This window comes from Streptomyces sp. B5E4 (assembly GCF_039871555.1).
In the GTDB taxonomy this organism is placed as follows: domain Bacteria; phylum Actinomycetota; class Actinomycetes; order Streptomycetales; family Streptomycetaceae; genus Streptomyces.
This window is the reverse complement of record NZ_JBDPMI010000014.1, coordinates 105,137-130,578: the sequence shown is the minus strand read 5'-3', so window position 1 is coordinate 130,578 and position 25,442 is coordinate 105,137. Positions and strand designations below refer to the sequence as shown.

The window sequence follows — 25,442 nt, the reverse complement described above, 5'->3', positions numbered from 1 at the left end:
GGGTGACCGACCTGAACGCCGCCGCCGTACGGGACCAGCTCGGCCTCGACGGCACGTACGCCCCGTGGACCGACGCCCTGGCAGCCGCCCACCCCGCGCCGCCGCCTGCCGGTGCGCCGCGGGGCGCGGAGCTGACCGCGCTGCTGCGCGCGGTCGGCGTTCCCGAGCACGAGGACGCCGAGCTGACCGCCGCGCTGGCGGAGGTGACCGCCGCCGGCTCGCCGTACGCGTGGCTGCTGGACCGCGCCGTCGCCGCGCTGACCGCCGGGCTGGGGTCGGTCGGCGACGACCGGGGCGGTCCCGGCAGCGGTCCGACGCTGCCGGCGGCGCTGGGCGCGGCGGGGCGCTGGTTCCACGCCGCGGCCTTCCTCGCCGCCCTGCCGGAGGTGCGGGCGTACCACGCGCGCCACGACGTACCGGACGACGTGTCCTGGGCGACGCTCGCCGACCTCGGCAACAAGGTGGGCGTCCACCGGCGGATGCACGGCACCGGCGGTATGGACAAGCAGTGGTGGATGGTGCTGCCGTACGGCGGCATCCTCTACCGGCTCGGCCGGCTGCAGTTCAACCTCGACCGGGATCCGGTCGCCGGCCGCGGGCTGGAGGTGCACATCCCCGAGGGCGGCCCGCTGGACCCGCGGGCGTGCGAGGAGTCGTACGCGCGGGCGGCGGAGTTCTTCCCGCCCCGCTTCGGCGCGTTCCTGGGCGAGGCGGGCGTGGGCGCGCTCCGGCTGAACTGCAGGTCGTGGCTGCTGGATCCGCAGCTCGCGGAGTATCTGCCGGCCGGGAGCAACATCGTGCGCTTCCAGCGCCGGTTCACCCTCGACCCGCGGGAGCCGGCGGACGTGCCGGAGCCGGACGAGCACGGGCTGGCGGTGTCCGACCGCGGGATAGTCGAGTTCGTGTTCCGGAGTGAGGTGCGTACGCCCGCGGACGTCGCGGCGCTGCCGGCGCGTACGACGCTGGAGCGGGCGGTCGTGTCGCACATCGCGGAGGGCCGGCACTGGGACACGCCGCGCGGGTCGTTCATGCTCCCGGTCCCGGGCTGAGCCAGGCGCGTACCTCCTCAGAACGCCCCGTGCCGCCCCTCCCCCGCGGCGAAGCGCCCGGCCCCGGCCGTCGCCTCGCCGAGCGCCGCGCTGCCGTGGCGCAGCTCCGCCGCCATCGCCTCGGCCTCCGGCAGGCCGTGCTGCTCCAGCACCGAGGCGCGATCGGCGCGCAGGCAGGTCTGCGGGAACCGGGCGATCTCCGCAGCCAGTTCCTCGGCCGCGGCGCGCGACCGGCCGGGCGGTACGAGCCGGTTGGCGAGGCCCATGTCGTACGCCTCGGGGGCCGGGACGGGGCGGCCGGTGAGGACGAGGTCGAGGGCGCGGCCGGTGCCGATGAGCCGCGGCAGCCGTACGGTGCCGCCGTCGATCAGCGGCACGCCCCAGCGGCGGCAGAAGACGCCGAACACCGCGTCCTCCTCGGCGACCCGCAGGTCGCACCAGAGCGCCAGTTCCAGCCCGCCGGCGACCGCGTGCCCGCTGACGGCCGCGATGACGGGCTTGGTCAGGCGCATCCGGGTGGGGCCCATGGGGCCGTCGCCGTCGGGCGTGACGCGGTTGCCCGCGGGAGTGCCGACGGCCTTGAGGTCGGCGCCCGCGCAGAACGTGCCGCCCTCGCCCCACAGCACGGCGACGCGGGCGTCGGGGTCGGCGTCGAAGTCCCGGAAGGCGGCGGCCAGTGAGGCGGCGGTGGGGCCGTCGACGGCGTTGCGGACCTCGGGGCGGGCGAGGACGACGGTGGTGACGGGGCCGGAGCGCTCGGTGCGTACGTGTCCGCTCATGGCCGGACGTTACCAGCGCGTAGGGCAGCGGGAGTACGGGCCGTGAGCCGCCGGTACGCCCGGTGCGTACGTACGGACCACCCGCTGCGCTCAGGCCGGCCGGCCCGCGACGAGGTCGAGCGGCCCGCCGCCGTCCTCCAGCGCACCGAGGCCGGCCCGCGCGAGGGCGGCGCCGCGCGGCGGCAGCAGGTCGTCGAACTCGTCGGGCGCCGCCAGCCGCCAGTCCACGATCTCGGTGCCGTCGACCCGGATGCCGGCCAGGTCGGCGGCGTCCAGCACCCCGCCGTCGTACACGTACACGACGAGCGCGGGTGCGGGCCTGCGCGAGGCGAAGTCGACGGCGAGCAGCCGGCCCAGCGGCCGGTTGAGCCCGGTCTCCTCGCGCAGCTCCCGCCGCGCCGCGGGGCGCGGGGTCTCGCCGAGGTCGCTGTCCACGCCGCCGCCCGGCAGTTGCCAGCGGCCGTCGTCGCGGTAGCCGGCGCGGACCAGCAGCAGCCGGCCCGTGCTGTCGCGCACCAGTGCGCCGGCACCGACGAGCACGCGCGGGCGCACGGCGAGGTACGAGGAGGGGTCCAGCGCGGCGGCGTGCTCCAACTCGGCGCGGCGGCCCGCGGAGACCGCGGCGCACGAGCCGGGCTGCGGTTCGCCGCCGACGAGGTGGGCCACTGCACCGGTGTCCCAGGCGTCGAGCGCGGCGCGCAGCCGGCGTGCAGCGAGGGCGGGCAGGGCGTCGAGGGCGGCGTCGCGGTCCAGCCAGCTCGCGGTGAGCCCGGCGGGGTTCCCGTCGACGGCGACGGCGACGGCGGCGTCGAGCGCGGCGGGCGGGGCGGCGGGCGGCGGCACGGCCGCGTACAGGTGGACGAGCCCGGCGCGGCCCCCGGCGGACGGGACGGAGTCCACGGCGAGGAGCCGCCCGGCGGGCAGGTCGGTGCCGAGCGTGTCGCACAGTGCGCGGGTCAGCGCCTCCTCCGGCGTCTGGAGGCCGGAGACGACGACGCCCGGCAGCACGGGCTCGGCGTCGGCGGCCGGCTCGGCGGGCAGCAGGACGAGCACGCGGCCGGCGCGGTCCTGCACCACCGCGGTCGCGGTCACCGCGGGCCCGTGGGCGGCGTCGGCGTACGGGGGCGGGCTGTCCGCTTGGGCGGCGGTGCCGGCGGTCGTGAGCATGGGGCGGCTCCTCGGATCGGAGTGGGCGGCGGGCGTCAGCCGGGGCCGTCGCGTGCGTCAGGGTCTCCCAGGCGGCGAACAGGTCGTCCGTGCCCGCGGGCCACCGGTACCGGGTGCAGGACGCGGGAGAGCCGGCCGTCGCGGGGGAACCGACTGGGTGGCATGGCACACCTCCACCGTCAGACTCGAACGCCCGCTGTCCGTACGCATCCAGAGTGGGGCCGAACGGGGGCGGTCACGGCACCCCGTTCGGCGGCACGGTGCCGTCCGGCCTCACCGCAGGTAGTTGTAGACCGTCGCCCGCGACACCCCCAGCAGCTCCGTGACCAGCGGGACCGCACTCCTGACCTCCAGGAACCCGCGGGCGCGCAGGTCGCGGACCAGCTCGCGGCGGTCGGCGGAGGCCAGCGCCCGGGGCGTCTGGCCGCGGGCGGCGGCGAACTCCTCCACCGCCGCGCGCAGTTCGTCCGCCGTACGCGCCCGCAGGGTCTCGGTCAGGGGCAGGCCGGGGTCCTCCACGGCGGTGAGGGCCTGGAGCGTACGGGCCGTGCGGTCGAGGACGGAGACGTCGAGGTTGAGGCAGAGGGCCGCGACGTATGCGCCGGACGAGTTCCGGATGCCGATCGACGTGCTCTTCGCGGGCCGGCCGTCGGGGAAGCGGTTGGGGTAGTTCTGGATGACCTCGGGGTAGTCCGGGTCCTCGATGCGGGCGAGGCCCAGCTCGGTGGCGGGGTCGCCGGGGCCGCGGCCGGAGAGCGGGTTCTCGATCGTTCGGACCGCGTGCCGCGGGTCGCGCAGGTCGTGCAGGACGACCTCGCAGACGCCGGGGAACATCCGGCCCAGGGCGGTGACGATCTTCTCGGCCTCGCGCAGCAGCAGTTCGTCCTCGGCGCTCACTCCGCGCCCCCGAACACCCCGGCGAGCACCGGGGTCGCCTTCAGTCCGGTGCCGGTGAGCAGCACGGCCGTCGTCTCGCCCGGCCGGATGGCGCCGCGGGCGCGGAAGACGTCGACGGCCGCGGCGGCGGTGGCGCTGGTCGGCTCGGCGTAGAGGCCGAAGGCGGCGAGGCGGACGACGGCGGCGCGGATGCCGTCCTCGCCGATCGCCGCCATGTCCCCGCCGGAGCGGCGTACGGCGCGCAGCACCTCCGGCAGCCGGACGGGCTCGCGGATGGCGGTGCCCTCGGCGATCGTCGGGGCGAACTCGACGGGTACGGGCCCGTCGGCGCCGGCCCGGAAGCTGGCGTGGACCGGGGCGCAGTTGGCGGGCTGGGCGGCGAGGATGCGGGGGCGGCGGCGGATGTGGCCGGCGGCCAGGAGTTCGCCGAAGCCGGCGTCGAGGCCGAGGACGGTGCTGCCGGCGCCGGCGACGGTGACGACGCAGTCGGGGGCGGCGAAGCCGAGGTCCTCCCAGAGCTCGTAGGCGAGGGTCTTGGTCCCCTGGAGGAAGAGCGGGTGCCAGTTGTGTCCGGCGTACGCGACGGTGGCGGACCGGCGTACGGCCTCGGCGGCGGTGGCGTCCCGGCCGCCGGGGACCAGCTCGACCTCGGCGCCGTACGCGCGGGCCTGCAGCACCTTCGCCGGGGAGGTGCCCTCGGGGGCGAGGATGCGGGCGCGGATGCCGGCGGCGGCGCAGTAGGCGGCGACGGAGGCGCCGCCGTTGCCGGAGCTGTCCTCGATGACCTCGGTGACGCCGAGCCGGGCGAGCGCGGAGATCATCACGGTGCTGCCGCGGTCCTTGAAGCTGCCGGTGGGGCCGAACCACTCCGGCTTGAAGAGCACGTCGGTCTCGCCCCAGCGGCGGGCGAGCAGGGGGGTGCGGCCCTCGCCGAGGGAGACGGGCGCCTCGATGCCGAAGGGCAGCGCGGCGCGGTAGCGCCACAGGGAGCGCTCGCCGGTGTCGATGTCGTCCCTGCCGATCCCGGGCACACCGCCGACCTGGAGGGGGGTGCCGTCGTCGGCGCGCCAGCGGAGGGCGTCGAAGGGGTACGTACGGCCGGATCGCTCGTCCACCAGATAAGTCATAGCGTCCAACTCTAGACGACTCGTCTAATAGATCCGGGCCCGCCGTTCCCGAACCGTCCCGCACGCCCCGGTGACGCCGCCCGTCACGGTCACCACAATGGGCCGGGTCCGTGACGCCCACCCGGCCGGGAGGCCCCCATGCGGCTGCGCCGCACCACCGTTCCCCTCGCCCTCGCCGCGATCCTCGCCACCGCGGCGGCCGCCGCGCCGCCGACGGCCGCCGGGACGGACGCGCCCGCGGCGCCGAAGTCCCCGGTGGCGACGGGCTACGGCGGCGCCGTGGCCAGCGTCGATGCCGACGCCACCGCCGCCGGCATCGACGTGCTGCGCGACGGCGGCAACGCGGTCGACGCCGCCGTCGCCACCGCCGCCGCGCTCGGGGTCACCGAGCCGTACTCGGGCGGCATCGGGGGCGGCGGCTACTTCGTCTCCTACGACGCGAAGAGCGGCCGGGTCAGCACCCTCGACGGCCGCGAGAAGGCCCCCCGTACCGCCGACGAGGGGCTGTTCACCGAGGACGGCGCGGCGATCCCCTTCGACCAGGCGGTGACCAGCGGCCTGTCCGTCGGCGTGCCCGGCACGCCCGCGACCTGGGAGCAGGCGCTGCGGCAGTGGGGCACGGCCTCGCTCGGCGAGGCGCTGGCGCCGGCGACGCGGCTGGCATCCGAGGGCTTCACGGTCGACGAGACGTTCCGCGCACAGACCGCCGCCAACGAGGCGCGCTTCCGCGACTTCCCCGCCTCCCGGGAGCTGTTCCTGCCCGGCGGCGCCCTGCCCGAGGTGGGCAGCACGCTGCGCAACCCCGACCTGGCGGCCACCTACGGGCAGTTGGCCGACGAGGGCGCACAGGCGATGTACCGCGGCGACCTGGGCGCGGACGTGTCGGACACCGTGCGCCGCCCGCCGGTCGACCCGGGCGCCGACCGGGTCGTACGCGCCGGTGACCTGCGCCCCGCCGACCTGCGCACGTACCAGGTGGCACGGCAGCAGCCGACGCGCGTCGGCTACCGCGGGCTCGACGTGTACGGGATGGCGCCGTCGTCGTCCGGCGGCACCACCGTCGGCGAGGCGCTGAACATCCTGGAGGGCAGCGACCTCGGCGAGCTGTCCGAGGCCCAGTACCTGCACCGCTTCCTGGAGGCGTCCCGCATCTCCTTCGCCGACCGCGGCCGGTGGGTGGGCGACCCGCGCTTCTCCCGGGTGCCGACGCGGGAGTTGCTCTCCCAGTCGTACGCGGACTCCCGCGCCTGCCTCATCTCCCCCGACGCCGTGCTCACCAGCCCGCTCGCCCCGGGCGATCCGCGCCGCCCGGACGCCTCCTGCACGGCGAAGGGCGCACCGGAGGGCACGTCGTACGAGGGCCCGAGCACCACGCATCTGACGACCGCCGACAAGTGGGGCAACGTCGTCGCGTACACGATGACGATCGAGCAGACCGGCGGCAGCGGCATCACCGTGCCCGGCCGCGGCTTCCTGCTCAACAACGAGCTGACGGACTTCTCCTTCACCCCGTCCGTGCCGGGCGTGCCCGACCCGAACCTGCCGGGCCCGGGCAAGCGGCCCCGGTCCTCCATGTCGCCGACGATCGTCCTCGACGACGGCGAGCCGCTGCTCGCGACCGGCTCGCCGGGCGGTTCGACCATCATCACCACCGTGCTCCAGGTGCTGACCGGCCGGCTCGATCGCGGACTGACGCTGCCGCAGGCCATCGCGGCGCCGCGCGCCAGCCAGCGCAACACCGCCTCGACGTCGGCGGAGCCGGCGTTCCTCGGCCTGCCGGTGCGCGGCGAACTGACGGAACTGGGGCACCGGTTCACCGACGGCGGCGAGATCGGCGCCGCGACCGGCGTCGAGCGGCTGCCCGACGGGCGCTGGGTCGCGGCCGCGGAGCCGGTGCGCCGCGGCGGGGGCGCGGCGGCGGTGGTACGGCCGGCCGGGCGGGACTGACCCGGGACGGCGGATCACGACCGGGACGGGGCGCACGGCGCCCCGTCCCGGTCGTCGTGTCGACGGGCCATGTCCCGGCCCTTGACGCGCAGTTGGTACGTACCTAAGGTCACGGGCCGTCACGGTGTTCATGTGAACACTCAACGTTCATATACGCGAACGAATGGAACCCACCATGCAGGGCACCCCCACACCCGCACGCCGCCGCCGCAGACCGCGCCCCGCACTGTTCGCCACCCTCGTGGCGGCCGTCACCGCCCTGGTCGCCTCACTCCTCGGCTGGCCCGGCGCCGAGCGCGCCGGCGCCGCGCCCGCGAACTTCACCCACCCGGGAGTCACCGTCTCCCGCGGCCAGTTGGACTTCACCCGCGAGAAGGTCAACGCCGGGGCCCAGCCCTGGAAGGGCGCCTACGACCAGATGATGGGCAGCAGGTACGCGAGCCTCAGCCGTACGCCCAAGCCCCGCGCGGTCGTCGAGTGCGGCTCGTACTCCCAGCCCAACTACGGCTGCACGGACGAGCGCGAGGACGCGATCGCCGCGTACACCACCGCGCTCGCCTGGTACTTCACCCGCGACGAGCGCTATGCGCGCAAGTCCATCGAGCTGATGGACGCCTGGTCCGCCACGATCAGGGACCACACCAACAGCAACGCGCCGCTGCAGACCGGCTGGGCCGGCTCGTCCTGGCCGAAGGCCGCCGAGATCATCAAGTACACCTACGGCGGCGGCTGGCCGAACGAGGCGCGCTTCGCGACGATGCTGCGCAACGTCTATCTGCCGGAGATCATCGGCGGCTCCCACTCGAACGGCAACTGGGAGCTGACGATGATGGAGGCGGCCGTGGGCATCGCCGTCTTCCTGGAGGACAAGGGCGCGTACGACCGGGCGATGCAGACCTTCCGCACCCGTGTGCCCGCGTTCATCTACCTGGAGTCGGACGGCGCGCTGCCCCGGACCGTGCCCAAGCAGAACCTCGACACCCGGCAGAAGATCATCAACTACTGGCAGGGGCAGTCCACCTTCGTCACCGGGCTGACGCAGGAGACCTGCCGCGACTTCACCCACACCGGATACGGCCTGGCGTCGATCTCGCACGTCGCCGAGACCTCCCGGATCCAGGGCGAGGACCTCTACCTGACCGACGTCGGCGAGCGGCTGCGGCACGCGCTCGGCTTCCAGGCGCGCTACGAGCTGGGCGAGGCGCCGCCCGGCTGGCTCTGCGGCGGCAGCGTCGACCGCGGCCTCGGCCCGGTCACCGAGATCGGCTACAACGCCCTGCACCACCGCATGGGCATCGCGATGACCAACACCGGCCGCTACACCGAGCAGAGCCGGCCCGCCGGGTCGAACAACCTCTTCGTGGCCTGGCAGACCCTGACGCACGCGGAGAACCCGGCCTGACACACACCTCCGGCCCGCACGCGGGGGGCACGTGCGGGCCGGGGCGGGGGACGGCCGCGGCGGGCGGCGGCGGTGACGGTGCCGCCGGCCGCGGCCTGGAGGACCGCGGACACGACGGGGGACGGATCCGCGGCCGGCTCAGGATCCGCATCGGCTCCTGAGCGTCAGCTGATGCGGTGCGAGCGGAAGAACCACGCCTGCTGCTCCAGGTCCTGCGTCGCGGTGATGAGCAGGTCCTGCGTGATGAGGTCGGTGTCGTCGGTGTCCGCGACCCGCTGCCGCATGCGCGCGGAGGCCTTCTCCAGCATGTCGGTGACGTCGTCGATGACCTTCTGGTCGGAGATCTTTCCGGGGCCGATGTCGGGCAGCGGGCTGCCGGCCGCGATGGTCTTCGCCCGGCCGTCCGGGCTCACACCCAGGGCCGCGGCCCGCTCGGCGAGCGTGTCGGCGTGCCCGCGGGCCAGCTTCACCATCTTGTCGAGCTGGAGGTGCAGCTCGCGGAAGAGGGGGCCCGTCAGGTTCCAGTGCGCCTGCTTGCCCTGCAGGGAGAGATCCAGCAGATCGACCAGCGCGCCCTGCAGCGCCTCGCCGGTGACGTCCAGGGCCTTCTTGTCGAGGATCGTGGTCATGTGTGGGCGCCTCCTTGCTCGTGCTTGTGGATCCCATCCTACATTAGACTTTGTCTAACCTCTTGTCGGACTACGCCATTCGTGGCGGGGGCGCCCCGGGCGGCCCCGGAGTCGTCCGGGGCGGCTGCCGCGTACGAGGTCACGGAGCGGCGGCGGACGCCCTCTTGTCCAACCGCACCGGCACTTCTATCGTTCGCTCAGGTCTCGGCGCACGGAAAGTGACTCAGTCATGTCAGAGCGCACAGGGCGCGGCAGGCACCGCCGCTACCGCCCCGGCCCGGTGTCGCGGGCCTCCCTCACCGTCACCGCGAGCGGCGCGGGGCTCGCGCTGCCGCTGGTCGCCGGCGCCGCCACACCGGCCGCGGGCGCCCCCGCGGACGCGGTGCACAGCCCGGCCGAGGGCCGGGCGCAGGAGGGCCTGAAGCCGCCGTCCGACGGCGCGTTATCCGACCGCGCCGATACGGAGACGACGGCGCCGGGCAACGCCGCCGCGCCCCAGGGCGGGCGGGCCGGCACGGCCGGCAAGAGGCCCGGCCACCACGAGGTCGCCGCCGGGGAGACCCTGTCCGGCATCGCCGACCAGCACCGCGTACGCGGCGGTTGGCCCGCGCTGTACGAGCGCAACCGCGGCGTCGTCGGCGCCGACCCCGACCTCATCCTCCCCGGCCAGCGCCTCACCCTCCGCGGCGGCGCCGCGGCCCCGCCCAAGCCCCGCGAGGACTCCCCCGCCGCCGGGACGAAGAAGCCGGGGAACGACGAGGCGAAGCCGGCCGGGACCAAGTCCCACAAGACCCCGGACAAAGCGAAGTCCGGCGGCAAGGCGAAGCCCGAGAAGGCCAAGCCCCGCAAGGCCGGGCCGGCGAAGGCGAAACCGGACCGGACGAAGCCGGACGCGAAGAAGCGGGCTCCCGCATCCGAGGCCAAGGCCAAGGCCAAGCCCGGGACCAAGCCCGCCGCCGACTACACCTCCCCGCTCGCCGGTGCGCCCATCGGCACCCCGTACGGCGCCAGCGGCAGCAGTTGGTCCAGCGGCTACCACACCGGGGTCGACTTCCCCGTCTCGGTCGGCACCGGGGTGCGCTCCGTCGCCGACGGCGAGGTCGTCAGTGCCGGCTGGGCGGGCGCGTACGGCTACGAGGTGGTCATCCGGCACCGCGACGGCCGCTACAGCCAGTACGCGCACCTCTCCGCGGTGACCGTGAGCGCCGGCCGGCCGGTCAACGCCGGACAGCGCATCGGACGCTCCGGATCGACGGGGAACTCCACGGGACCGCATCTGCACTTCGAGGTCCGCACCGGCCCCGGCTACGGGTCCGACGTCGACCCGTTGCGCTATCTGCGCGGGCACGGGGTGCGCATCTAGCCCACACGCGCACCGCGCTGACCTGGGGCTTGACGATTCGTCACGAGACTTCACGTGCGAAGGCTTGACCCTGCCGCGCTCCGGGTGCTTAAACGTATCATCATGCCGAAGAAGACGCGTCCCACGGTTCGCGACGTCGCCGCCCTCGCCGGGGTGTCCGTCGCGACGGTGAGCTACGTGGTCAATGGGCGGGACAACCGGATCGGCGCCGACACCCGCGAACGGGTGCTGGCGGCCGTACGGGAACTCGGCTACGTGCCGAACAGCTCCGCGCGCGGACTGCGCAAGCGCCGCACCGAGCGGGTCTGCCTGGTGATCGGCTCGCTGGGCAGCCCCGTCCAGGAGCAACTGGTACGCGATCTGCACGCGGCGGCGGAGGCCGACGGCTACGGCGTCCTCACCCTCATCGTCGACTCCCCCGCGCACGCCGCGCACGCCGCCCGGCTGCTCCGCCAGGGCCTGGCGGACGGCGCCGTCTTCTTCGACTCCGCGCGCCACTTCGGCGACTTCGGCGAGCTGGCCCGCGGCCGGCTCGCGATGGTCGTGGTCGACAACTCCGTGGCGCCGGACGGTTTCGACGTCGTGCGCACCCCGGAGTACGAGGCGTGCGGCGAGGCGCTGGACCACCTGCTCGCCGCGGGCCGCCGGCGGGTCGCCTTCCTCGGCCACCGGCACGACCTGGAGCTGGGCGACCGCTCCGCGCGGCTGACGGCGTACCGGGACGCACTGCGGCGGCACGGCCTGCGGCCGGACGGCCGGCTCGTCGGCGCCGGCGCCGACAGCCGCGTCGAGGGCTATCGCGCCACCGCCGCGCTCATGGCCCTGCCAGAACCGCCGGACGCGCTGTTCGTGGCCTCCGACCGGGCGGCGATCAGCGCGATATGGGCGGTCCGCGACACCGGTCGCACGGTGCCCGCGGCCGTGGCGGTCCTCGGCGTCGGGAACCTGGAGGAGGGCTCCGTGATCCACCCCGCACTGAGCACCGTGGGGCAGCGGCAGATCGACTTCAGCCGCGTCGCCCGGCTGCTGTTCGAACGGCTGGCGGCGGCGGAGCCGCCGGCGGCCCGCGAGATCGTCCTGCCCTGGTCCTTCATACCCAGGGAGTCGACGTGAACGAGCGCGCGTCCGAGACGCGCGTGACCAACCGAATGCACGGCGAGAGGAGCACCCGCATGTCAGCAAGGCCAGCCATCAACGGTCAGTGGATGACCCGGCGCAGGATGCTGGGCGTCGCCGGCGGTGCCGCCGCGGCCCTTCCCCTGGCCGCCTGCGGCTCGGGCGCACCCGAGGCCGAGTCGGGCGGCGGCGGGGGCGGGGGCACGTTCCTCGCGTACTGGAACAACGCGCACGAGTACGAGGCGTACAAGGACGTCGTCGCGCAGTTCGAGAAGGACCACGGGGTCACCGTGGAGCTGCAGAAGTTCCAGTGGGAGGACCTGCGCACCAAGCTCGTCTCGGACTTCCAGTCCGGCAACGTACCGGACGTGGTGGAGGAGCCGGGGAGCTGGGTGCAGGAGTTCGCGCTCAGCAAGGACGCGCTGTCGCTGCAGAAGTACCTCGACAAGGACGGCGCGACGATCGGGTTCCCGGACGACTGGCTGGACGTCGCCGTCTCCGACAACACCCACGAGGGCCAGGTGTACGGCATCCAGATGCACTACACCTGCACGCTGCTGTTCTACAACCGCAAGATGCTCGACGAAGCGGGCATCGAACCGCCCACCACCTGGGACGACTTCCTCGCCGCCGCCCGGGGGCTCACCTCCGGCGACGTCAGCGGCACCGTGCTCAACGACGGGCTCAGCTACTCCTACCCGTGGATGCTCCAGAACGGCGTGCACGAGTACGACCCGGACAGCGGCGAGCTCCTCCAGCCGCGCGCCGCCGCGATGGAGGCGATGCAGTTCCAGCGGGACCTCGTGCACGAGCACAAGGTCTCCCCCAAGCCGACCACCTCCCTGGACGTGACGCGCGCCGCGAAGTTCTTCGCGGCCGAGCGCACCGCGATGATCCTCACCGGCCCCTGGGACATCCCGATCATCAAGCAGTCCAACCCGGATCTGGAGTACGGGATCGCGCCGGCGCTGACGGGCAAGCGGCAGTCGACCATCGCCGGCGGCACCACGCTGTTCATCCCCGCGCAGGCCAAACACCCCGACCTGTCCTGGGACTTCATCAAGCGGATCACGGCGCTGAAGACCGAGACCGCGGCGACCGAGGAGTCCAGCATGCTCATGCCGCGCAAGTCGTGGGCGAAGGAGCCGGCCGTCCAGGAGAACCCGGACGTCAAGCCCTTCACCGAGGGGCTGCCCTACGCGGAGGAGTTCCGCACCGGCATCTACACCACCGGCAAGGCGGGCGAGCTGGAGGACATCTACAAGACGCTCTACGAGGCCATGCTGATCGAGGGGGCCGGCGCGGAAGAGGCGTTCGCCGCCTACGACGACGCGGCCAAGAACATCCTCAAGGGCTAAGCACACATGGCAACGCCGGCCGAACTCCCCCAGCGCCCGGAGCCCATGGAGCTCCCGAAGCGCACGAAGCGCACCAAGCGCTCCCCGATCGCCCGGCGCCAGGCGCGTACCGCGTACGTGTTCCTGGCGCCGGCGCTCGTCTTCTTCGCGATCTTCTTCTACTATCCGATCGCCGACATCCTCAACACCAGCATGCTGACGGGCCAGCGGGCCGACGAGTTCGCCGGGTTCGACAATTACACCAACGCCTTCGAGGACCCGCAGGCGCGCAACGCCTTCAAGGTCACGCTCCAGTTCGCCGTCGCCACCACGGTCGGCGCCATCGTGCTGGGCATGGGCCTCGCGGTGCTCATCAACCAGAAGCTGCGCGGCAGCCTGGCGTTCAAGCTCGCGCTGCTGGTGCCCTACCTGACCTCGATCGCCGTGGTCGGCCTGATGTGGCGCAACATCCTCGACCCCGAACTCGGCATCCTCAACCGGATACTGTCCGACCTCGGCCTGCCCACCCAGGAGTGGCTGAACACCCACCCGGTGGCCACCATCGTCGCGGTGACGCTGTGGATGACCACCGGCTACACGATGATCCTCTTCCTGGCCGGGCTCCAGGGCATCCCCGACGTGTACTACGAGGCCGCCAAGGTCGACGGCGCCAACGGCTGGCAGCGCTTCCGGCGGATCACGGTGCCGCTGCTCACCCCGACCACGCTGTTCGTCTCCGTGATGGCCGTGATCACCGGGCTGCAGGCGTTCGGGCAGGCGTACATCATCACCCGCGGCGGACCCGGAGAGGCCTCCGACCTCTTCGTCTTCCACGTCTTCGAGCTGGCGTTCCGCGCCCGCAACTTCGGCTACGCCTCCGCGCTCTCGGTGCTCCTGCTGCTCGTCATCGTGGCGTTCACGCTGGTGCAGTTGCGCATCGGCCGGGACCGGGAGGTGCAGCACTGATGACCGCCAGGACGTCCAAGACGATCGCCTACGTGCTGCTCACCATCGCCAGCCTGATCACCGTCGTACCGCTGCTCTACACCGTCTCGCTGTCGCTGCAGACCGAGAAGGAGATGCTGTCGGCGGAGTCGGTGCTCTGGCCGGAGGCGCCGCAGTGGGGCAACTACGCCACGCTGTTCGAGGAGGCGCCGTTCGGCAGCTTCATCCTCAACAGCCTGGTGGTCGCCGGCGCGATCGCGCTCTCCCACCTGATCTTCGATCCGCTGGTGGGCTACGTGTTCGCGAAGTTCGACTTCCCGTTCAAGAACACACTGTTCATCGCGATCCTCGCCACGCTGATGATCCCGCTGTTCGTCCGCATGATCCCGCTGTACGTGATGATGTCGGACCTCGGCTGGCTGGACAGCTACCAGGGGCTCATCGTGCCGTTCCTCATGGACGGCTTCGGCATCTTCCTCATGCGGCAGTTCATCCAGCCCATCCCCGACGACCTCATCCACGCGGCCCGGGTGGACGGGGCGAACGAGTTCACCATCTACTGGCGGATCATCCTGCCGCAGTGCAAGCCGGCGCTGGCCGTGCTGGGCCTGTTCACGTTCGTCTTCCAGTGGAACGAATTCCTCTGGCCGCTGGTCGTGACGACCTCGGAGCGGATGCGGACGATCCCGGTAGGGCTCACCCAGTTCAGCCAGGAGCAGTTCCAGCTCTGGCACCTCACCGCCGCGGGGTCGGTCATCATGTTCGTACCCACGGCCCTGCTGCTGATCTTCAGCCAGCGCTACTTCGTCCGCGGTATCGCCCTGACCGGCCTGAAATGACCCCCCACCCCACCGTCCGGAAAGGACCCCGATGCCCGACCGGCGTCCCCATGTCATCGTCGTCTTCACCGACCAGCAGCGCTGGGACACCACGGGCGCGGGCGGCAACCCGCTCGACCTGACGCCCGCGTTCGACCGGATGGCCCGCTCGGGCACGTACGCGTCGGCGGCGATCACCCCGCAGCCCGTCTGCGCGCCCGCCCGGGCGGCGCTGCAGACGGGCCGGTGGCCCACCGACACCGGCTGCTACCGCAACGGGATCCCGCTGCCGCGGGACGCCCGTACGCTCGCGCACCACTTCGGCGACGCCGGCTACACCACCGGGTACATCGGCAAGTGGCACCTGGCCGGCGAGGACCCGGTGCCGCCGGAGGAGCGCGGCGGGTACCACCACTGGCTGGCCTCCAACGTGCTGGAGTTCACCTCGGATGCGTACCGCACGGTGATGTACGACGAGGACGGCGACCCGGTAAGGCTGCCGGGCTACCGCTCCGACGCGCTGTTCGACGCGGCGATCCGGTTCGCCGCCGACCACCACGAGGAGCCGTTCTTCCTCTTCCTGTCCCTCATCGAGCCGCACCACCAGAACGAGGTCGACGACTACCCGGCCCCCGAGGGCTACGAGGAGCGCTACACCGGCCGCTGGCTGCCGCCGGACCTGGCCGCGCTGTCCGCGGAAGGCGGCACCGCGCACCGGCACATCGCCGGCTACTGCGGCCAGATCCGGCGCGTCGACGAGGGGCTGGGCCGGCTGCTGGACGCCCTGCGCAGCATGGACCTGCTCGACGACACAATCGTGGCGTTCACCTCCGACCACGGCAGCCACTTCCGTACCCGCAACTTCGAGTACAAGCGCTCCTGCCACGACGGTTCGATCCGGGTGCCGCTGGCCCTGCGCGGCCCCGGCTTCGCCGGCGGCCGGGTGCTCGACGCTCCGGTCAGCACCCTGGACCTGCCGCCGACCCTCCTGGACGCCGCTGGGCTCGACGTCCCGGAGGAGATGCACGGACGCTCCTTCCTGCCGCTGGTCCGCGACCCGGACGCCGACTGGCCGGAGGACGTCTTCGTCCAGGTCAGCGAGTCCGAGTGCGGACGGGCGCTGCGCACCTCACGGTGGAAGTACTACGTCGTCGACCCGGCGGCCGACGGCTGGCGCACCCGCTCCGGCAGCAGGTACGTCGAGACGGCGCTGTACGACCTGGCCCACGACCCGTACGAGCTCGACAACCTTGTCGGGCTCGCCTCGCACCGCGCGCTCGCCGACGGGCTGCGCGCACGGCTGCTGGCGCGGATCACCGCGGCGGGCGAGCCGGAGCCGGTGATCGAGGCGGCTCCGGAGCGGCGCGCGATGCAGCGCCGGGTCGATCCCACCGTGCACGGATTCAAGCTGGACGGCGTGCGCTTCGGGCACCAGCGCAAGCACCCCTGAACCCCGGTGGGGCGAGCCCATGGCGGCCGCTCAGGCGGCCGCCATGGGCGGGCAGATGCAGCGGACGCGACCGCAGCGCGGGCACACCGGCACACGTGCGGTCGCATGCTGCTGGGGTGGGTGACTGGTCATCTCGGATCCTCCGCCCGGCTGTGAGAACGTGATCTCCTACTCGTTAGACGCAGCGGGGAGCGATCAGGTTTATGGACAGTGGTGCCTGGGACGAACGCTATGCCGCGAAAGACCTCGTTTGGGGCGGTGAGCCCAACCGCTGGGTGGCGCGTGAGGTGGCGGAGATCACGCCCGCGCGGGCCCTGGACCTGGCCGCCGGCGAGGGGCGCAACGCGCTGTGGCTCGCGGCCCGCGGCTGGCGCGTGACGGCGGTCGACTTCTCGCAGGTCGCGCTGGAGCGGGGCCGGCGGCGCGCGGCGGAGCTGCCGCCGGAGGCCGCGGGCCGGATCCGGTGGGTACGGGCCGATCTGCTGGAGTACGCGCCGGAGGAAGGCGCGTACGAGCTGGTGGTCGTGGCGTATCTGCACCTGCCGGGCGCGGAGCGGCGCCGGGTGCTGCGGCGGGCCGCCGCCGCGCTCGCCGGCGGCGGCGAGCTGCTGGTCGTGGGGCACGACTCGGCGAACCTCACGGAGGGCACCGGCGGGCCGCAGGAGCCGCGGGTGCTCTTCACGGCGCAGGACGTGCTGGCGGACCTGGCGGACGAGCCGCTGGAGACCGTACGCGCCGAGCGGGTGCGCCGGCCGGTGGCGCAGGAGGCGGGGCCGCCGAAGGAGGCGATCGACGCCCTGGCCCGGCTGCACCGCCCGCTCTGAGACCGTCGCCGGACCCACCGGCCCCCGTGTGACCAGCCGTTGTTGACTTGAACCATTCTTCAAGTTGCACGGTGGGACACATGACGACGACCCTCACCGCACCCCGGCGAACGCCCGCCGCCTACGACGATCTGCCACGCCTCATGGGCCTGATGACCGGGGACGAGAAGCACGGCCCCGCGGCCACCTCCACCCTCGACGCCCTGTGGGTCCTCTACGACCGCGTGCTGCGGGTCACCCCCGCGACCGCCGAGGCCCCGGACCGCGACCGGTTCCTGCTCTCCAAGGGCCACGGCCCGATGGCGTACTACGCCGTGCTCGCCGCCAAGGGTTTCCTGCCCGCCGACTGGCTGCCCGGCTTCGGCTCGTACGACTCGCCGCTCGGCCACCACCCCGACCGCACCCTGCTGCCCGGCGTCGAGGTCGGCAGCGGCTCACTCGGCCACGGACTGCCGCTGGCCGTCGGCACCGCGCTCGGGCTGCGCGCCCGGGGGCTGTACGGCCGGCCGAGCCAGGACCCGCGCGTATGGGTGCTCGTCGGCGACGCAGAACTGGACGAGGGCAGCAACCACGAAGCCCTCGCCTACGCCGGCTCCACGGGCCTGGACTCCCTGCACACCCTCGTCCTCGACAACGCCTCCGCCACCCACGCCCTGCCCGGCGGCATCGCCGCCCGCTTCGAGGCGGCCGGCTGGTCCACCGCCACCGTCGACGGCCGCGACCACGAGGCGCTGTACGCCGCCGCCACCGCCCCGCACCCCGGGCGGGCGCGCGCCGTCATCGCCCGCGTCGAGCCCGCGCACGCCTGACCGACCCCCTCCTCCGGAAAGGACGCCCGACCATGGACACGATGCGCGAACGCTTCGCCTCCGTCACCTCCCGGCTGCTGGACGAGGAACCCCGGCTGGCCGTCGTACTCGCCGAGATCGGCACTGACGGCTTCGCCGCCGCGGCCCGGCGGCACCCGGACCGCGTGCTCAACGTCGGCATCCGCGAGCAACTGCTCGTCGGCGTCGGCGGCGGGCTCGCCCTGGCCGGGATGCGGCCGGTCCTCCACACCTTCGCCAGCTTCCTCGTGGAGCGCCCCTTCGAACAGCTCAAGCTCGACCTCGGCCACCAGGACGCGGGCGCGGTGCTGGTCAGCGCCTACGGTTCGTACGACTGGCCGGCCGGCGGCTACACCCACATGGCGCCCGGCGACATCGCGCTCCTCGACACCCTCGACGGCTGGACGGTGCACGTGCCGGGCCATCCGGACGAGGCCGGGACGCTGCTGCGGCAGGCGGTCGCCGCGGGCGACGACAAGGTGTACGTGCGGCTGTCCGAGCAGACGAACGCGGCGGGCCGGCCGGTCGACGGCGCGGGGTTCCTGACCGTGCGCGAGGGCCACGCGGGCGTGGTCGTGGCGGTGGGCCCGCTGCTGGACGACGTGCTGGCCGCGACCGAGGGCCTGGACGTGACGATGCTGTACGCCACGACCGTGCGCCCGTTCGACGCCGCCGCGCTGCGGGCCGCGGTGGGCGCGGGGCGCGCCGCGGACGTCGTGCTGGTCGAGCCGTACCTCGCCGGCACCTCCACCGCGTACGCGAACGACGCGCTGGCGGACGTGCCGCACCGGGTGCTGGGGCTGGGCACCGCACGGGGCGAGCTGCGGCGCTACGGCACGGTCCCCGAGCACCTGCGGGCCCACGGGCTCGACCCGGCGTCGCTGCGCGAGCGCATCGCGGCGTTCACCGGGGCGGCGGCCGGGACGCGGGCTGCGGCCTGACGTACGGGCCCCGGGCCCTCAGGACTCGCCGGCCAGCTCCGGGTGCTCCGCGAGCAGCCGGGGCGGGGCCGCCTGGCGCCAGGAGTCGGCGACGATGATCTGCAGTTCGTCGCGGTCCTCCAGGGCCTCGATCCGTACCCGCACCCAGGCGAACGGCGCCTCGTGGTCGGCGACCCAGAACTTCTCCGGCTCCGCCAGCGCCAGTTCGTCCCGCTCCACCTTGGGGCAGCGCACCGCGAACGACGTCTCGTCCTCCGGCAGGGTGAGGAACATCTTGCCCTTCACCCGGAAGGTGGGCATGCCCCACGCCAGCTTCTCCGCGGTCTGCGGCAGCGCCAGGGCGGTCTTGCGTACGTCCTCGGCGGTGAGGGTCATCGGTGCTCCCCCGTCGGTCACACGTGCTTGTCGAGCCAGTCGAGCAGGTCGTTTTGGACCTCGGCGCGGTTCGTCTCGTTGAGGATCTCATGGCGGGCGCCGGGGTATGCGCGCCAGGTCGGCTCGCGCAGGCCGGCGTAGCGGAAGTCCTCCAGCAGCTCGGCGACGTGGGTGAGGCCCTGGTTGCACGGATCCCGGTCGCCCACAGCGATGTGCACGGGCAGGTCGACGGGGATCCGGGCCACGTTGTACGGGTCGTTGATCTTCCGGGTGCCGAGCACCCAGCCCAGCGACAGCGCGACGTCGAACGGGAAGCCGCAGCGCTCGTCGGCGACGTAGGCGTCGACCTCGGCGGTGTCGCGGGAGAGCCATTCGAAGCCGGTGCGGTGCTCGTACGGGTCGTTGAACGACGCGAAGATCTCCGGCACGAAGTCCGAGAGCGCACCGCGCCCGCGCTCGGCCGCCTCGCCCGCCAGCCGGCGCACCGCGGTCTCGGTCTCCACGCCGGGCAGGCTGCGCAGGATGCCGGTGAGGACGAGGCCCGCCAGGCCCTCGCCGTGCTCCTGGGCGTAGTCGCGGGCGAGCATCGAGCCCATGCTGTGGCCGAGGAGGACGAAGGGCAGCCCGGGGTGGGCGGCGCGCAGCCGGTCGCCGACTGCGGTGAGGTCGTCGACGACGGCGCGCCAGGGGTCCGCGTCGCCGGTGGCGGTGACGCCGTAGCCGCCGGTGGCGGCGGCGGTGGCGCCGTGGCCGCGGTGGTCGGAGGCGGTGACGCCGTAGCCGTGGGCGGCGAGGAAGCGGGCGAACCGGTCGTAGCGCAGCCCGTGCTCCGCAGCGCCGTGCACGATCTGCACCAGCGCCCGCGGCCGGCCGCCTTCGGGCAGCCAGGTGTACGCGGCGACGGGGGTGCCGTCCGCGGCCTGCAGGTGGTCGGAGTGCATGCGGCTCGCCTTCCTCGCGATCGGTCCCGTCCCGTGCGGGACTTCCCGGCCCCAGCCTCTCTCGCCGGGCCGCCGTACACCAGATCAGCCGTCGAAGGAGATCACGAGGTGGTCCTCCACGGGGACGTAGCCGAGGCGCTGGTACAGGGCGTTGCTCGTGGGGTTGGCGAGGTCGGTGAACAGCAGGACGTGGAGGGCGCCTTCCGCCGCCCTGCGGCTGACGGCGGCGGTGACGGCGGCCGCGTAGCCGCGGCGGCGCAGCGGCGGCGGGGTGTAGACGGGCGCGACGCGGGCCATGCCGGCGACGGTGCGGGTGAGGCCGGCGTACGACACGGGCCGGCCGCCGTCCTCCCAGAGCGTCGCGCCGCCGTAGGAGAGCCGGTCGGCCACGGCCCGGGCCGGGTCCCCGGCGCCGCCGCCGGCCTCGGCGGCGAACTCCCGGGTCCACTCGACCAGCAGGTCCCGGTCCTCCTCGGTGGCGGGTCTGGCCCGCCCGGACGGCGCCGGATCCGGGGGTACCAGGTCCCCCAGCCGGTACAGCCGGTGCCGCTCCTCGACGGTGCCGCGCTCGCCGGTACGCGCGGTCCACGCGCCCGCGAACGCCTCGGCCGCCGCCCGCCCGGCGTTGACGCCGGTGGCCGGCAGCCCGGACGCCGCACGCAGCTCCGCCAGCTCCACGGCGGCGGCATCCGGCATCCGGGCCAGCACGAGCGGATACGGCGGGGTGGCCAGATACGCCCCGGCCACCCGGCCGTCCGGGGCCCGCCACCACCCGAACTCGGGCGTCCCGCCGCCGTACCGGTCGAGGCCGGCGGCGTCGAGCGAGGCGGCCACCGTCAGCAGGACGGTGTGCGGCGCGGGCTCCGCCCGCAGGAAGGGCCCCGCGGCGGCGGTGAAGGCGTCGAGGTCGTGCGTCGTGATCCAGCTCATGCCCCACCCTGCACCGCCACCGCGGACGAAGGCACCCGCATTTCCGCGCCCCGCCCCCGCGTTGCCGGATCCCGGCCACCGGCAGAGCGTGAAGCGGCCACCGGCGTAGCCGCCCGCGCCCTGCCGGGTCGGGCTGACGATCAGGGCTGCGGGACGGCCGGTTGCTCCACCTCCTGGATGCCGGGGCGGCCCGCCGTCACGTGGACGCGGGCGCGGGTGGTGACCGGGGCGCCGGGGGTGGAGACGTACGGGACGACGCGGTAGTCCGTGCGCCAGCTCTCGGGGGTCACCTCGCAGACGCCGTAGCCGCGCTGGACGTTGTGGAACCTCATGTGCGGGTTCTCCTGCAGCCAGACCCGGCCCCACTCGTCCTGGTCCGAGCCGTTGCCGCCCGAGGAGATGGAGGTGCCGAGGAACTCGACGCCGACGGTGGCCGAGTCGGGGTCGTCGAAGTCGTGCTTGAGGTCGGCGGCCACGCTGCGGTGGGCGTCCCCGGTGACGACGACGAAGTTGCCGATGCCGCGCTTCTCCACGCCGTCGAAGAGGCGTTGCCTCGCCGCGGCGTAGCCGTCCCAGGTGTCCATGCCGAACGCCTGCTCGATGCCCTCGGCGGAGTCGCCCTGCATGGTCATGATCTGGTTGGCCATCACGTCCCAGGTGGTACGGGACCGGGAGAGCCCGTCGAGCAGCCAGGCCTCCTGCTCGGCACCGAGCATGGTGCGCGCCGGGTCCAGCCGGTCGTCGCAGTCGAACTGCCGCCCGTCGCCGCACGCCTGGTTGTCGCGGAACTGGCGGGTGTCGACGACGTGGAACTGGGCGAGGGTGCCGTAGGACAGCCGGCGGTAGAGCTGTATGTGCGGGCCCGCGGGCAGGGAGGAGCGGCGCAGCGGCAGGTTCTCGTAGTACGCCTGGAAGGCGGCGGCGCGCCGGGCCGCGAACACGGCGCCGCCGACGTCGTCGCCGTCGAGGCCGTCGGCCCAGTTGTTGTCGACCTCGTGGTCGTCGAGCACCACGATCCAGGGGTGGGCGGCGTGCTCGGCCTGCAGGTCGGGGTCCAGCTTGTACTGGCCGTAGCGCACCCGGTAGTCGGCGAGCGAGTGGATCTCGCGGGCGGGCAGGTGGCCGCGGCCGGCGGTGCCCTGGCCGCCGCCCTCGTAGATGTAGTCGCCGAGGTGGACGACGACGTCGACGTTCTCCTCGGCGAGGTGGCGGAAGGCGGTGAAGTGGCCGTCGGGGTAGTTCTGGCAGCTGATGAAGGCGAAGGCCATCGAGGCGAGGGCCGCGTCCACGGCCGGCGCGGTCCTGGTGCGTCCGACGGCGCTGACGTGCCGGCCGGCCCGGAAGCGGTACCAGTACTCCCGGTCCGGCGCCAGGCCCTGAACCTCGGCGTGCACGGAGTGCCCCAGCTCCGGTACGGCCCACTCGGCCCCGGCGCGGAGGACCCGCCGGAACCGCGGGTCCTCGGCGAGCTGCCAGCTCACGGGCACCTTGTACCCGGGCATCCCGCCCGTGCCGTCCTCGGCGAGCGGCTCGGGCGCGAGCCGGGTCCAGAGCACGACACCGTCGGGCGCCGGGTCGCCGGACGCGACGCCGAGGGCGAACGGGTCGCCGCGGAAGCGGGGCTCGGCCCGGGCGGGCGCGGCGGACAGGGCGGCGAGGGGCAGCGCGGCGGCCAGGGAGAGCCCTGACCCGAGCGCGAGGAAACGGCGGCGGCTGAAACCCGGGGTGCTGGTGAAACGAGACACGGGGCCTCCCAGTGAGCGGTGCCTGAGTCCTGAGCGACGCGTGGGGGGCCGCCCCAACATAGGGGCGTGCGGGCGCAGTCGGCACCTCTTGCGGCTGTACCGGTGGAACGGGAACGGCGGGCGGGCGCGGCACACCCTGTCCGATATCGCTCGGCGCATTCCGTCGTAGGTATAGCCAAAGAAGATGCGAACAGGTTGCCGCAGGCAGGCACACGGGCAGGTTCGGCAGGTCACTGTCGAATCCCGGTCCCGAGGAGACAGATCATGACGCTCAAGAGGAACAGGAGTGGCGTAACTCCTCACAAGACAACTCCCGTGGAGGTCACTTTTCCGCCGATCTGGTGTCCGATTCCGGCACGGCTGCACCCCGAGGCGGCCGGTCTGGACGACCACATCATCGCCTGGGCACGCCACGCCGACCTGATCCGCGACGGGTCAGCCGTCACCCATTTCCACCGCGCCGGCTTCGGCCGGTTCGCCGCCGCCGTCTACCCCCGCGCCGACCGGCTGGAGCTGGTCGCCGAGTGGCAGGTCTACAACTGGATCGTCGACGACCAGCTCGACGAGGGCCACGTGTCCCGGACCCCCGCCCAGCGGCTGCACACCGCCGCCGAGCTGGGCGCCCAGCTCGACCCCGACCTCGACGCGCCGGCGCCCACCGGGCCCCTCGCCGCCGCGCTCGCCGAGCTGTGGGAACGCACGGCCAAGCCCCTCTCCCGGGCCTGGCGCGAGCGGTTCGCCGCGCACTACCGCGACTTTCTGTGGTACACGGTCCTCCCGCACGCCGAACCCGCACGGATCGCCGGCCAGTCGCTCGCCGACTTCGTACGGCGCCGGCGGCTCAACTCGGGCTGCGAGATGAGCTTCGACCTGATCGAGCCCGCGAACTCCGCCGAGATCCCGGCCGCGGTCGCCGCCAGCGACGCCTACCGGGCGGTCCGGGACGCCGCGAACGACGTCATCTCCTGGACCAACGACATCTACTCGGTGCACAAGGAGACCGCCCGCGGCGACCACGACCACCTCGCCGCCGTGCTGTGGCGCCTGCACGGCGGCACCTTCCAGGCGGCGCTCGACCGGGCGGCGGCCATGGTCGGGCAGCGCACCGAGGACTTCAGGTCCGCCTGCGAGGACGTACGCGGCATGCAGCCGCTGTTCGGCCCCGACCCCCACCGGTGGGCGGCCGTCGAGGACTCGCTCACCGATCTCGGCTCGTGGATCGCGGGCAGCCTCGAATGGCACGGCTGGTCGCCGCGCTACCGGGAAGTGGCCACCACGAGGGTCGGCAGCGCACCCGCCTACATAGAGCCGCACCTCGCCTAGGGGCGGCTCAGGACCCGCGCCACCACGCGACCAGCGTCCGCCACAGCGACGGCCGCCGTCGCCTGCCCGACTCCGTACGCGCACCCGCCGGGAGGCCGTCGGGCTGCGCCCCGGGCCCGGGGGCGGCGGCCCGGCCCGCGGGCTCCGGCGCGGTCGCGCTCGCCACCGCCGCCGGTACGCGCTCCTTCGCGGCCGGCGCCGGCACCCCGTCGGCGGGCACCGAAGGACCCGGCACCGCGGCTGCGGCCGGCTCGCCCGGGGCCGCGCCCGTACCCGGCCCGGGCGGGGTGAAGGTCACCGGCAGCTCGACCAGTTCGCGGGAGAGCAGCGACGTGCGGTGCTTCAGCTCCTTCTCCTCGACCGCCAGGCTCAGGTCCGGCAGCCGCGACAGCAGGGTGTCGATCCCTGTGTCGGCGATGGCCCGGCCGATGTCCTGGCCCGGGCACTCGTGCGGTCCGCCGCTGAACGCCAGGTGCGAGCGGTTGCCGTGCACCGGCACGTCGAGGTCGGGGCGGATCTCCGGGTCGAGGTTGCCGGCGGCCAGGCTGAGGATCAGCAGGTCCCCGGCCTTGATCTGCTGCCCGGCCAGCTCGGTGTCCCCGGTGGCGTACCGCCCGTAGACGGCGGTGAAGGGCGGCTCGTCCCACAGCACCTGCTCCAGCGCGTCCGGCAGCGTCATCTGGCCGCCCGCCAGGTTGCCGCGGAAGCGGCTGTCGGTGAGCACCATGCGCAGCGTGTTCGCGATCAGGTTGGCGGTGGTGGAGTACGCGGCGATCAGCACCAGCCGCAGATGCTCGACCAGCTCGTCGTCGCCGAGGCCCGAGTCGTGTGCCACCAGCCAGGAGGCGAAGTCGTGCCCGGGCGCCGCCTGCTTGCGCACGACCAGGTCACGGAGCGTCTGCACGATGTAGTCGTTGCTCGCGATCGCCGTCTCGGAGCCCTTGACCATGTCCCGGGCGGCCTCGACCAGTTGCGGGCCGTACGACTCGGCCATGCCGAGCGCCTTCGTCATCACCAGCATCGGCAGGTGCTCCGCGAACTGGCCCACCAGGTCCGCGCGGCCGGTGGCCGCGAACTCGTCGACGAGCTGTTCGGAGAAGCGGGTGACGTGCCGCCGGATGCCGTGCCGGTCGAAGCGCTTCATGCTGTCGGTGACCGCGGAGCGCAGCCGCCGGTGCTCGGAGCCGTCGACGAAGGAGCACATCGGCACCCAGGTGACCAGCGGCAGCAGCGGGTTGTCCGGGCCGACCTGGCCGTCCCGCAGGAAGCGCCAGTTGCGCGAGTCGCGGGAGAAGCGGGTCGGGTTGCGGGTGACGTCCAGCAGTTCGCGATAGCCGAGGACCAGCCAGGCGGGCAGGTCCCCGTGGACGAGGACGGGGGCGACCGCGCCGTGCTCGGCGCGCAGCTTCTCGTACAGCCCGTACGGGTTCGACGCGGCCTCGGGGCCGTGCATCCGGGCGGGGCCGTCCGCACCGCCGGCGTGCGCCGGACAGCCGGGCGGGGGCGCCGC

At 73.8% G+C, this 25,442-nt stretch carries 23 protein-coding genes; 13 read left to right on the top strand and 10 right to left on the bottom strand.

The annotated features are described in order from the left end of the window. Positions 1–2 precede the first annotated feature (2 nt). Positions 3–1,049: an acyltransferase domain-containing protein gene (locus ABGA99_RS19765; RefSeq protein ID WP_347583087.1), complete on the top strand. Its 1,047-nt coding sequence runs from the start codon at positions 3–5 to the stop codon at positions 1,047–1,049. A 17-nt stretch (positions 1,050–1,066) separates the two neighbouring features. Here ABGA99_RS19765 and ABGA99_RS19760 read toward each other — a convergent pair whose 3' ends face one another. The 4 genes from ABGA99_RS19760 to ABGA99_RS19745 form a co-directional block, all read right to left on the bottom strand. Then, positions 1,067–1,828 carry a crotonase/enoyl-CoA hydratase family protein gene (locus tag ABGA99_RS19760; protein WP_347583086.1) on the bottom strand — a complete coding sequence of 254 codons (762 nt, stop codon included), beginning with the start codon at positions 1,826–1,828 and terminating at the stop codon, positions 1,067–1,069. A gap of 90 nt (positions 1,829–1,918) precedes the next feature. After that, entirely contained in the window at positions 1,919–2,995 is a 1,077-nt protein-coding gene (locus ABGA99_RS19755) for an NUDIX hydrolase (RefSeq protein WP_347579377.1), read from the bottom strand. Positions 2,996–3,268: 273 nt separating this feature from the next. Further along, positions 3,269–3,892, bottom strand: a complete 624-nt coding sequence (locus tag ABGA99_RS19750) for a PAS domain-containing protein (protein WP_347579376.1) — start codon at positions 3,890–3,892, stop codon at positions 3,269–3,271. Further along, a complete protein-coding gene (locus ABGA99_RS19745) occupies positions 3,889–5,019 on the bottom strand; it encodes a pyridoxal-phosphate dependent enzyme (protein WP_347583085.1) in 1,131 nt (376 codons plus the stop codon). Before ABGA99_RS19745 ends, ABGA99_RS19750 begins: the two co-directional genes overlap by 4 nt. A 138-nt stretch (positions 5,020–5,157) precedes the next feature. Between ABGA99_RS19745 and ggt the strand changes: the two genes are divergently transcribed. Continuing rightward, positions 5,158–6,966, top strand: coding sequence for a gamma-glutamyltransferase (ggt, locus tag ABGA99_RS19740; RefSeq protein ID WP_347583084.1), 1,809 nt, complete (start codon positions 5,158–5,160; stop codon positions 6,964–6,966). A gap of 163 nt (positions 6,967–7,129) precedes the next feature. Further along, entirely contained in the window at positions 7,130–8,368 is a 1,239-nt protein-coding gene (locus ABGA99_RS19735; RefSeq protein WP_347583083.1) for an alginate lyase family protein, read from the top strand. Positions 8,369–8,532: 164 nt separating this feature from the next. Here the strand turns inward: ABGA99_RS19735 and ABGA99_RS19730 are convergent, their stop codons facing one another. Further along, positions 8,533–8,997 (bottom strand): DNA starvation/stationary phase protection protein, encoded by a 465-nt coding sequence (locus tag ABGA99_RS19730; protein ID WP_347579372.1) that lies wholly within the window; start codon positions 8,995–8,997, stop codon positions 8,533–8,535. 280 nt (positions 8,998–9,277) lie between these two features. Here ABGA99_RS19730 and ABGA99_RS19725 point away from each other — a divergent pair, with 280 nt between their 5' ends. From ABGA99_RS19725 to ABGA99_RS19685, 9 genes are all read left to right on the top strand, one after another. Beyond that, positions 9,278–10,360: a peptidoglycan DD-metalloendopeptidase family protein gene (locus ABGA99_RS19725; RefSeq protein WP_347583113.1), complete on the top strand. Its 1,083-nt coding sequence runs from the start codon at positions 9,278–9,280 to the stop codon at positions 10,358–10,360. A gap of 102 nt (positions 10,361–10,462) precedes the next feature. Next, entirely contained in the window at positions 10,463–11,473 is a 1,011-nt protein-coding gene (locus ABGA99_RS19720) for a LacI family DNA-binding transcriptional regulator (RefSeq protein ID WP_347583082.1), read from the top strand. A gap of 59 nt (positions 11,474–11,532) precedes the next feature. Then, positions 11,533–12,834 carry a sugar ABC transporter substrate-binding protein gene (locus ABGA99_RS19715; RefSeq protein ID WP_347579370.1) on the top strand — a complete coding sequence of 434 codons (1,302 nt, stop codon included), beginning with the start codon at positions 11,533–11,535 and terminating at the stop codon, positions 12,832–12,834. 45 nt (positions 12,835–12,879) lie between these two features. Continuing rightward, positions 12,880–13,779 (top strand): sugar ABC transporter permease, encoded by a 900-nt coding sequence (locus ABGA99_RS19710; RefSeq protein ID WP_347579369.1) that lies wholly within the window; start codon positions 12,880–12,882, stop codon positions 13,777–13,779. Beyond that, the gene (locus ABGA99_RS19705) at positions 13,779–14,597 is read left to right on the top strand and encodes a carbohydrate ABC transporter permease (protein WP_347579368.1); all 819 of its coding nucleotides are present in this window, start codon (positions 13,779–13,781) and stop codon (positions 14,595–14,597) included. Before ABGA99_RS19710 ends, ABGA99_RS19705 begins: the two co-directional genes overlap by 1 nt. A 31-nt stretch (positions 14,598–14,628) precedes the next feature. Beyond that, a complete protein-coding gene (locus ABGA99_RS19700) occupies positions 14,629–16,026 on the top strand; it encodes a sulfatase-like hydrolase/transferase (protein ID WP_347579367.1) in 1,398 nt (465 codons plus the stop codon). Between the two features lie 203 nt (positions 16,027–16,229). Beyond that, positions 16,230–16,850, top strand: a complete 621-nt coding sequence (locus ABGA99_RS19695; protein ID WP_347579366.1) for a class I SAM-dependent methyltransferase — start codon at positions 16,230–16,232, stop codon at positions 16,848–16,850. Between the two features lie 80 nt (positions 16,851–16,930). Beyond that, positions 16,931–17,659: a transketolase gene (locus ABGA99_RS19690; RefSeq protein WP_347583081.1), complete on the top strand. Its 729-nt coding sequence runs from the start codon at positions 16,931–16,933 to the stop codon at positions 17,657–17,659. A gap of 32 nt (positions 17,660–17,691) precedes the next feature. Continuing rightward, entirely contained in the window at positions 17,692–18,618 is a 927-nt protein-coding gene (locus tag ABGA99_RS19685) for a transketolase (RefSeq protein WP_347583080.1), read from the top strand. 18 nt (positions 18,619–18,636) lie between these two features. Here ABGA99_RS19685 and ABGA99_RS19680 read toward each other — a convergent pair whose 3' ends face one another. The 4 genes from ABGA99_RS19680 to ABGA99_RS19665 all read right to left on the bottom strand — a co-directional run bounded on the left by ABGA99_RS19680 (position 18,637) and on the right by ABGA99_RS19665 (position 22,609). Further along, on the bottom strand, positions 18,637–18,993 hold the full coding sequence (locus ABGA99_RS19680) for an MmcQ/YjbR family DNA-binding protein (protein ID WP_347579363.1): 357 nt from the start codon (positions 18,991–18,993) through the stop codon (positions 18,637–18,639). Between the two features lie 17 nt (positions 18,994–19,010). Beyond that, the gene (locus tag ABGA99_RS19675; protein ID WP_347579362.1) at positions 19,011–19,934 is read right to left on the bottom strand and encodes an alpha/beta hydrolase; all 924 of its coding nucleotides are present in this window, start codon (positions 19,932–19,934) and stop codon (positions 19,011–19,013) included. Between the two features lie 84 nt (positions 19,935–20,018). Then, positions 20,019–20,864, bottom strand: a complete 846-nt coding sequence (locus tag ABGA99_RS19670; RefSeq protein ID WP_347583079.1) for a GNAT family N-acetyltransferase — start codon at positions 20,862–20,864, stop codon at positions 20,019–20,021. A gap of 140 nt (positions 20,865–21,004) precedes the next feature. Then, a complete protein-coding gene (locus ABGA99_RS19665) occupies positions 21,005–22,609 on the bottom strand; it encodes an alkaline phosphatase D family protein (RefSeq protein WP_347583078.1) in 1,605 nt (534 codons plus the stop codon). A gap of 315 nt (positions 22,610–22,924) precedes the next feature. Between ABGA99_RS19665 and ABGA99_RS19660 the strand changes: the two genes are divergently transcribed. Then, positions 22,925–23,932 (top strand): hypothetical protein, encoded by a 1,008-nt coding sequence (locus ABGA99_RS19660; protein ID WP_347583077.1) that lies wholly within the window; start codon positions 22,925–22,927, stop codon positions 23,930–23,932. Positions 23,933–23,939: 7 nt separating this feature from the next. On the opposite strand, the gene ABGA99_RS19655 is transcribed toward ABGA99_RS19660, so the two are convergent. Further along, positions 23,940–25,385 carry a cytochrome P450 gene (locus ABGA99_RS19655; protein ID WP_347579433.1) on the bottom strand — a complete coding sequence of 482 codons (1,446 nt, stop codon included), beginning with the start codon at positions 25,383–25,385 and terminating at the stop codon, positions 23,940–23,942. Positions 25,386–25,442: the final 57 nt, after the last annotated feature.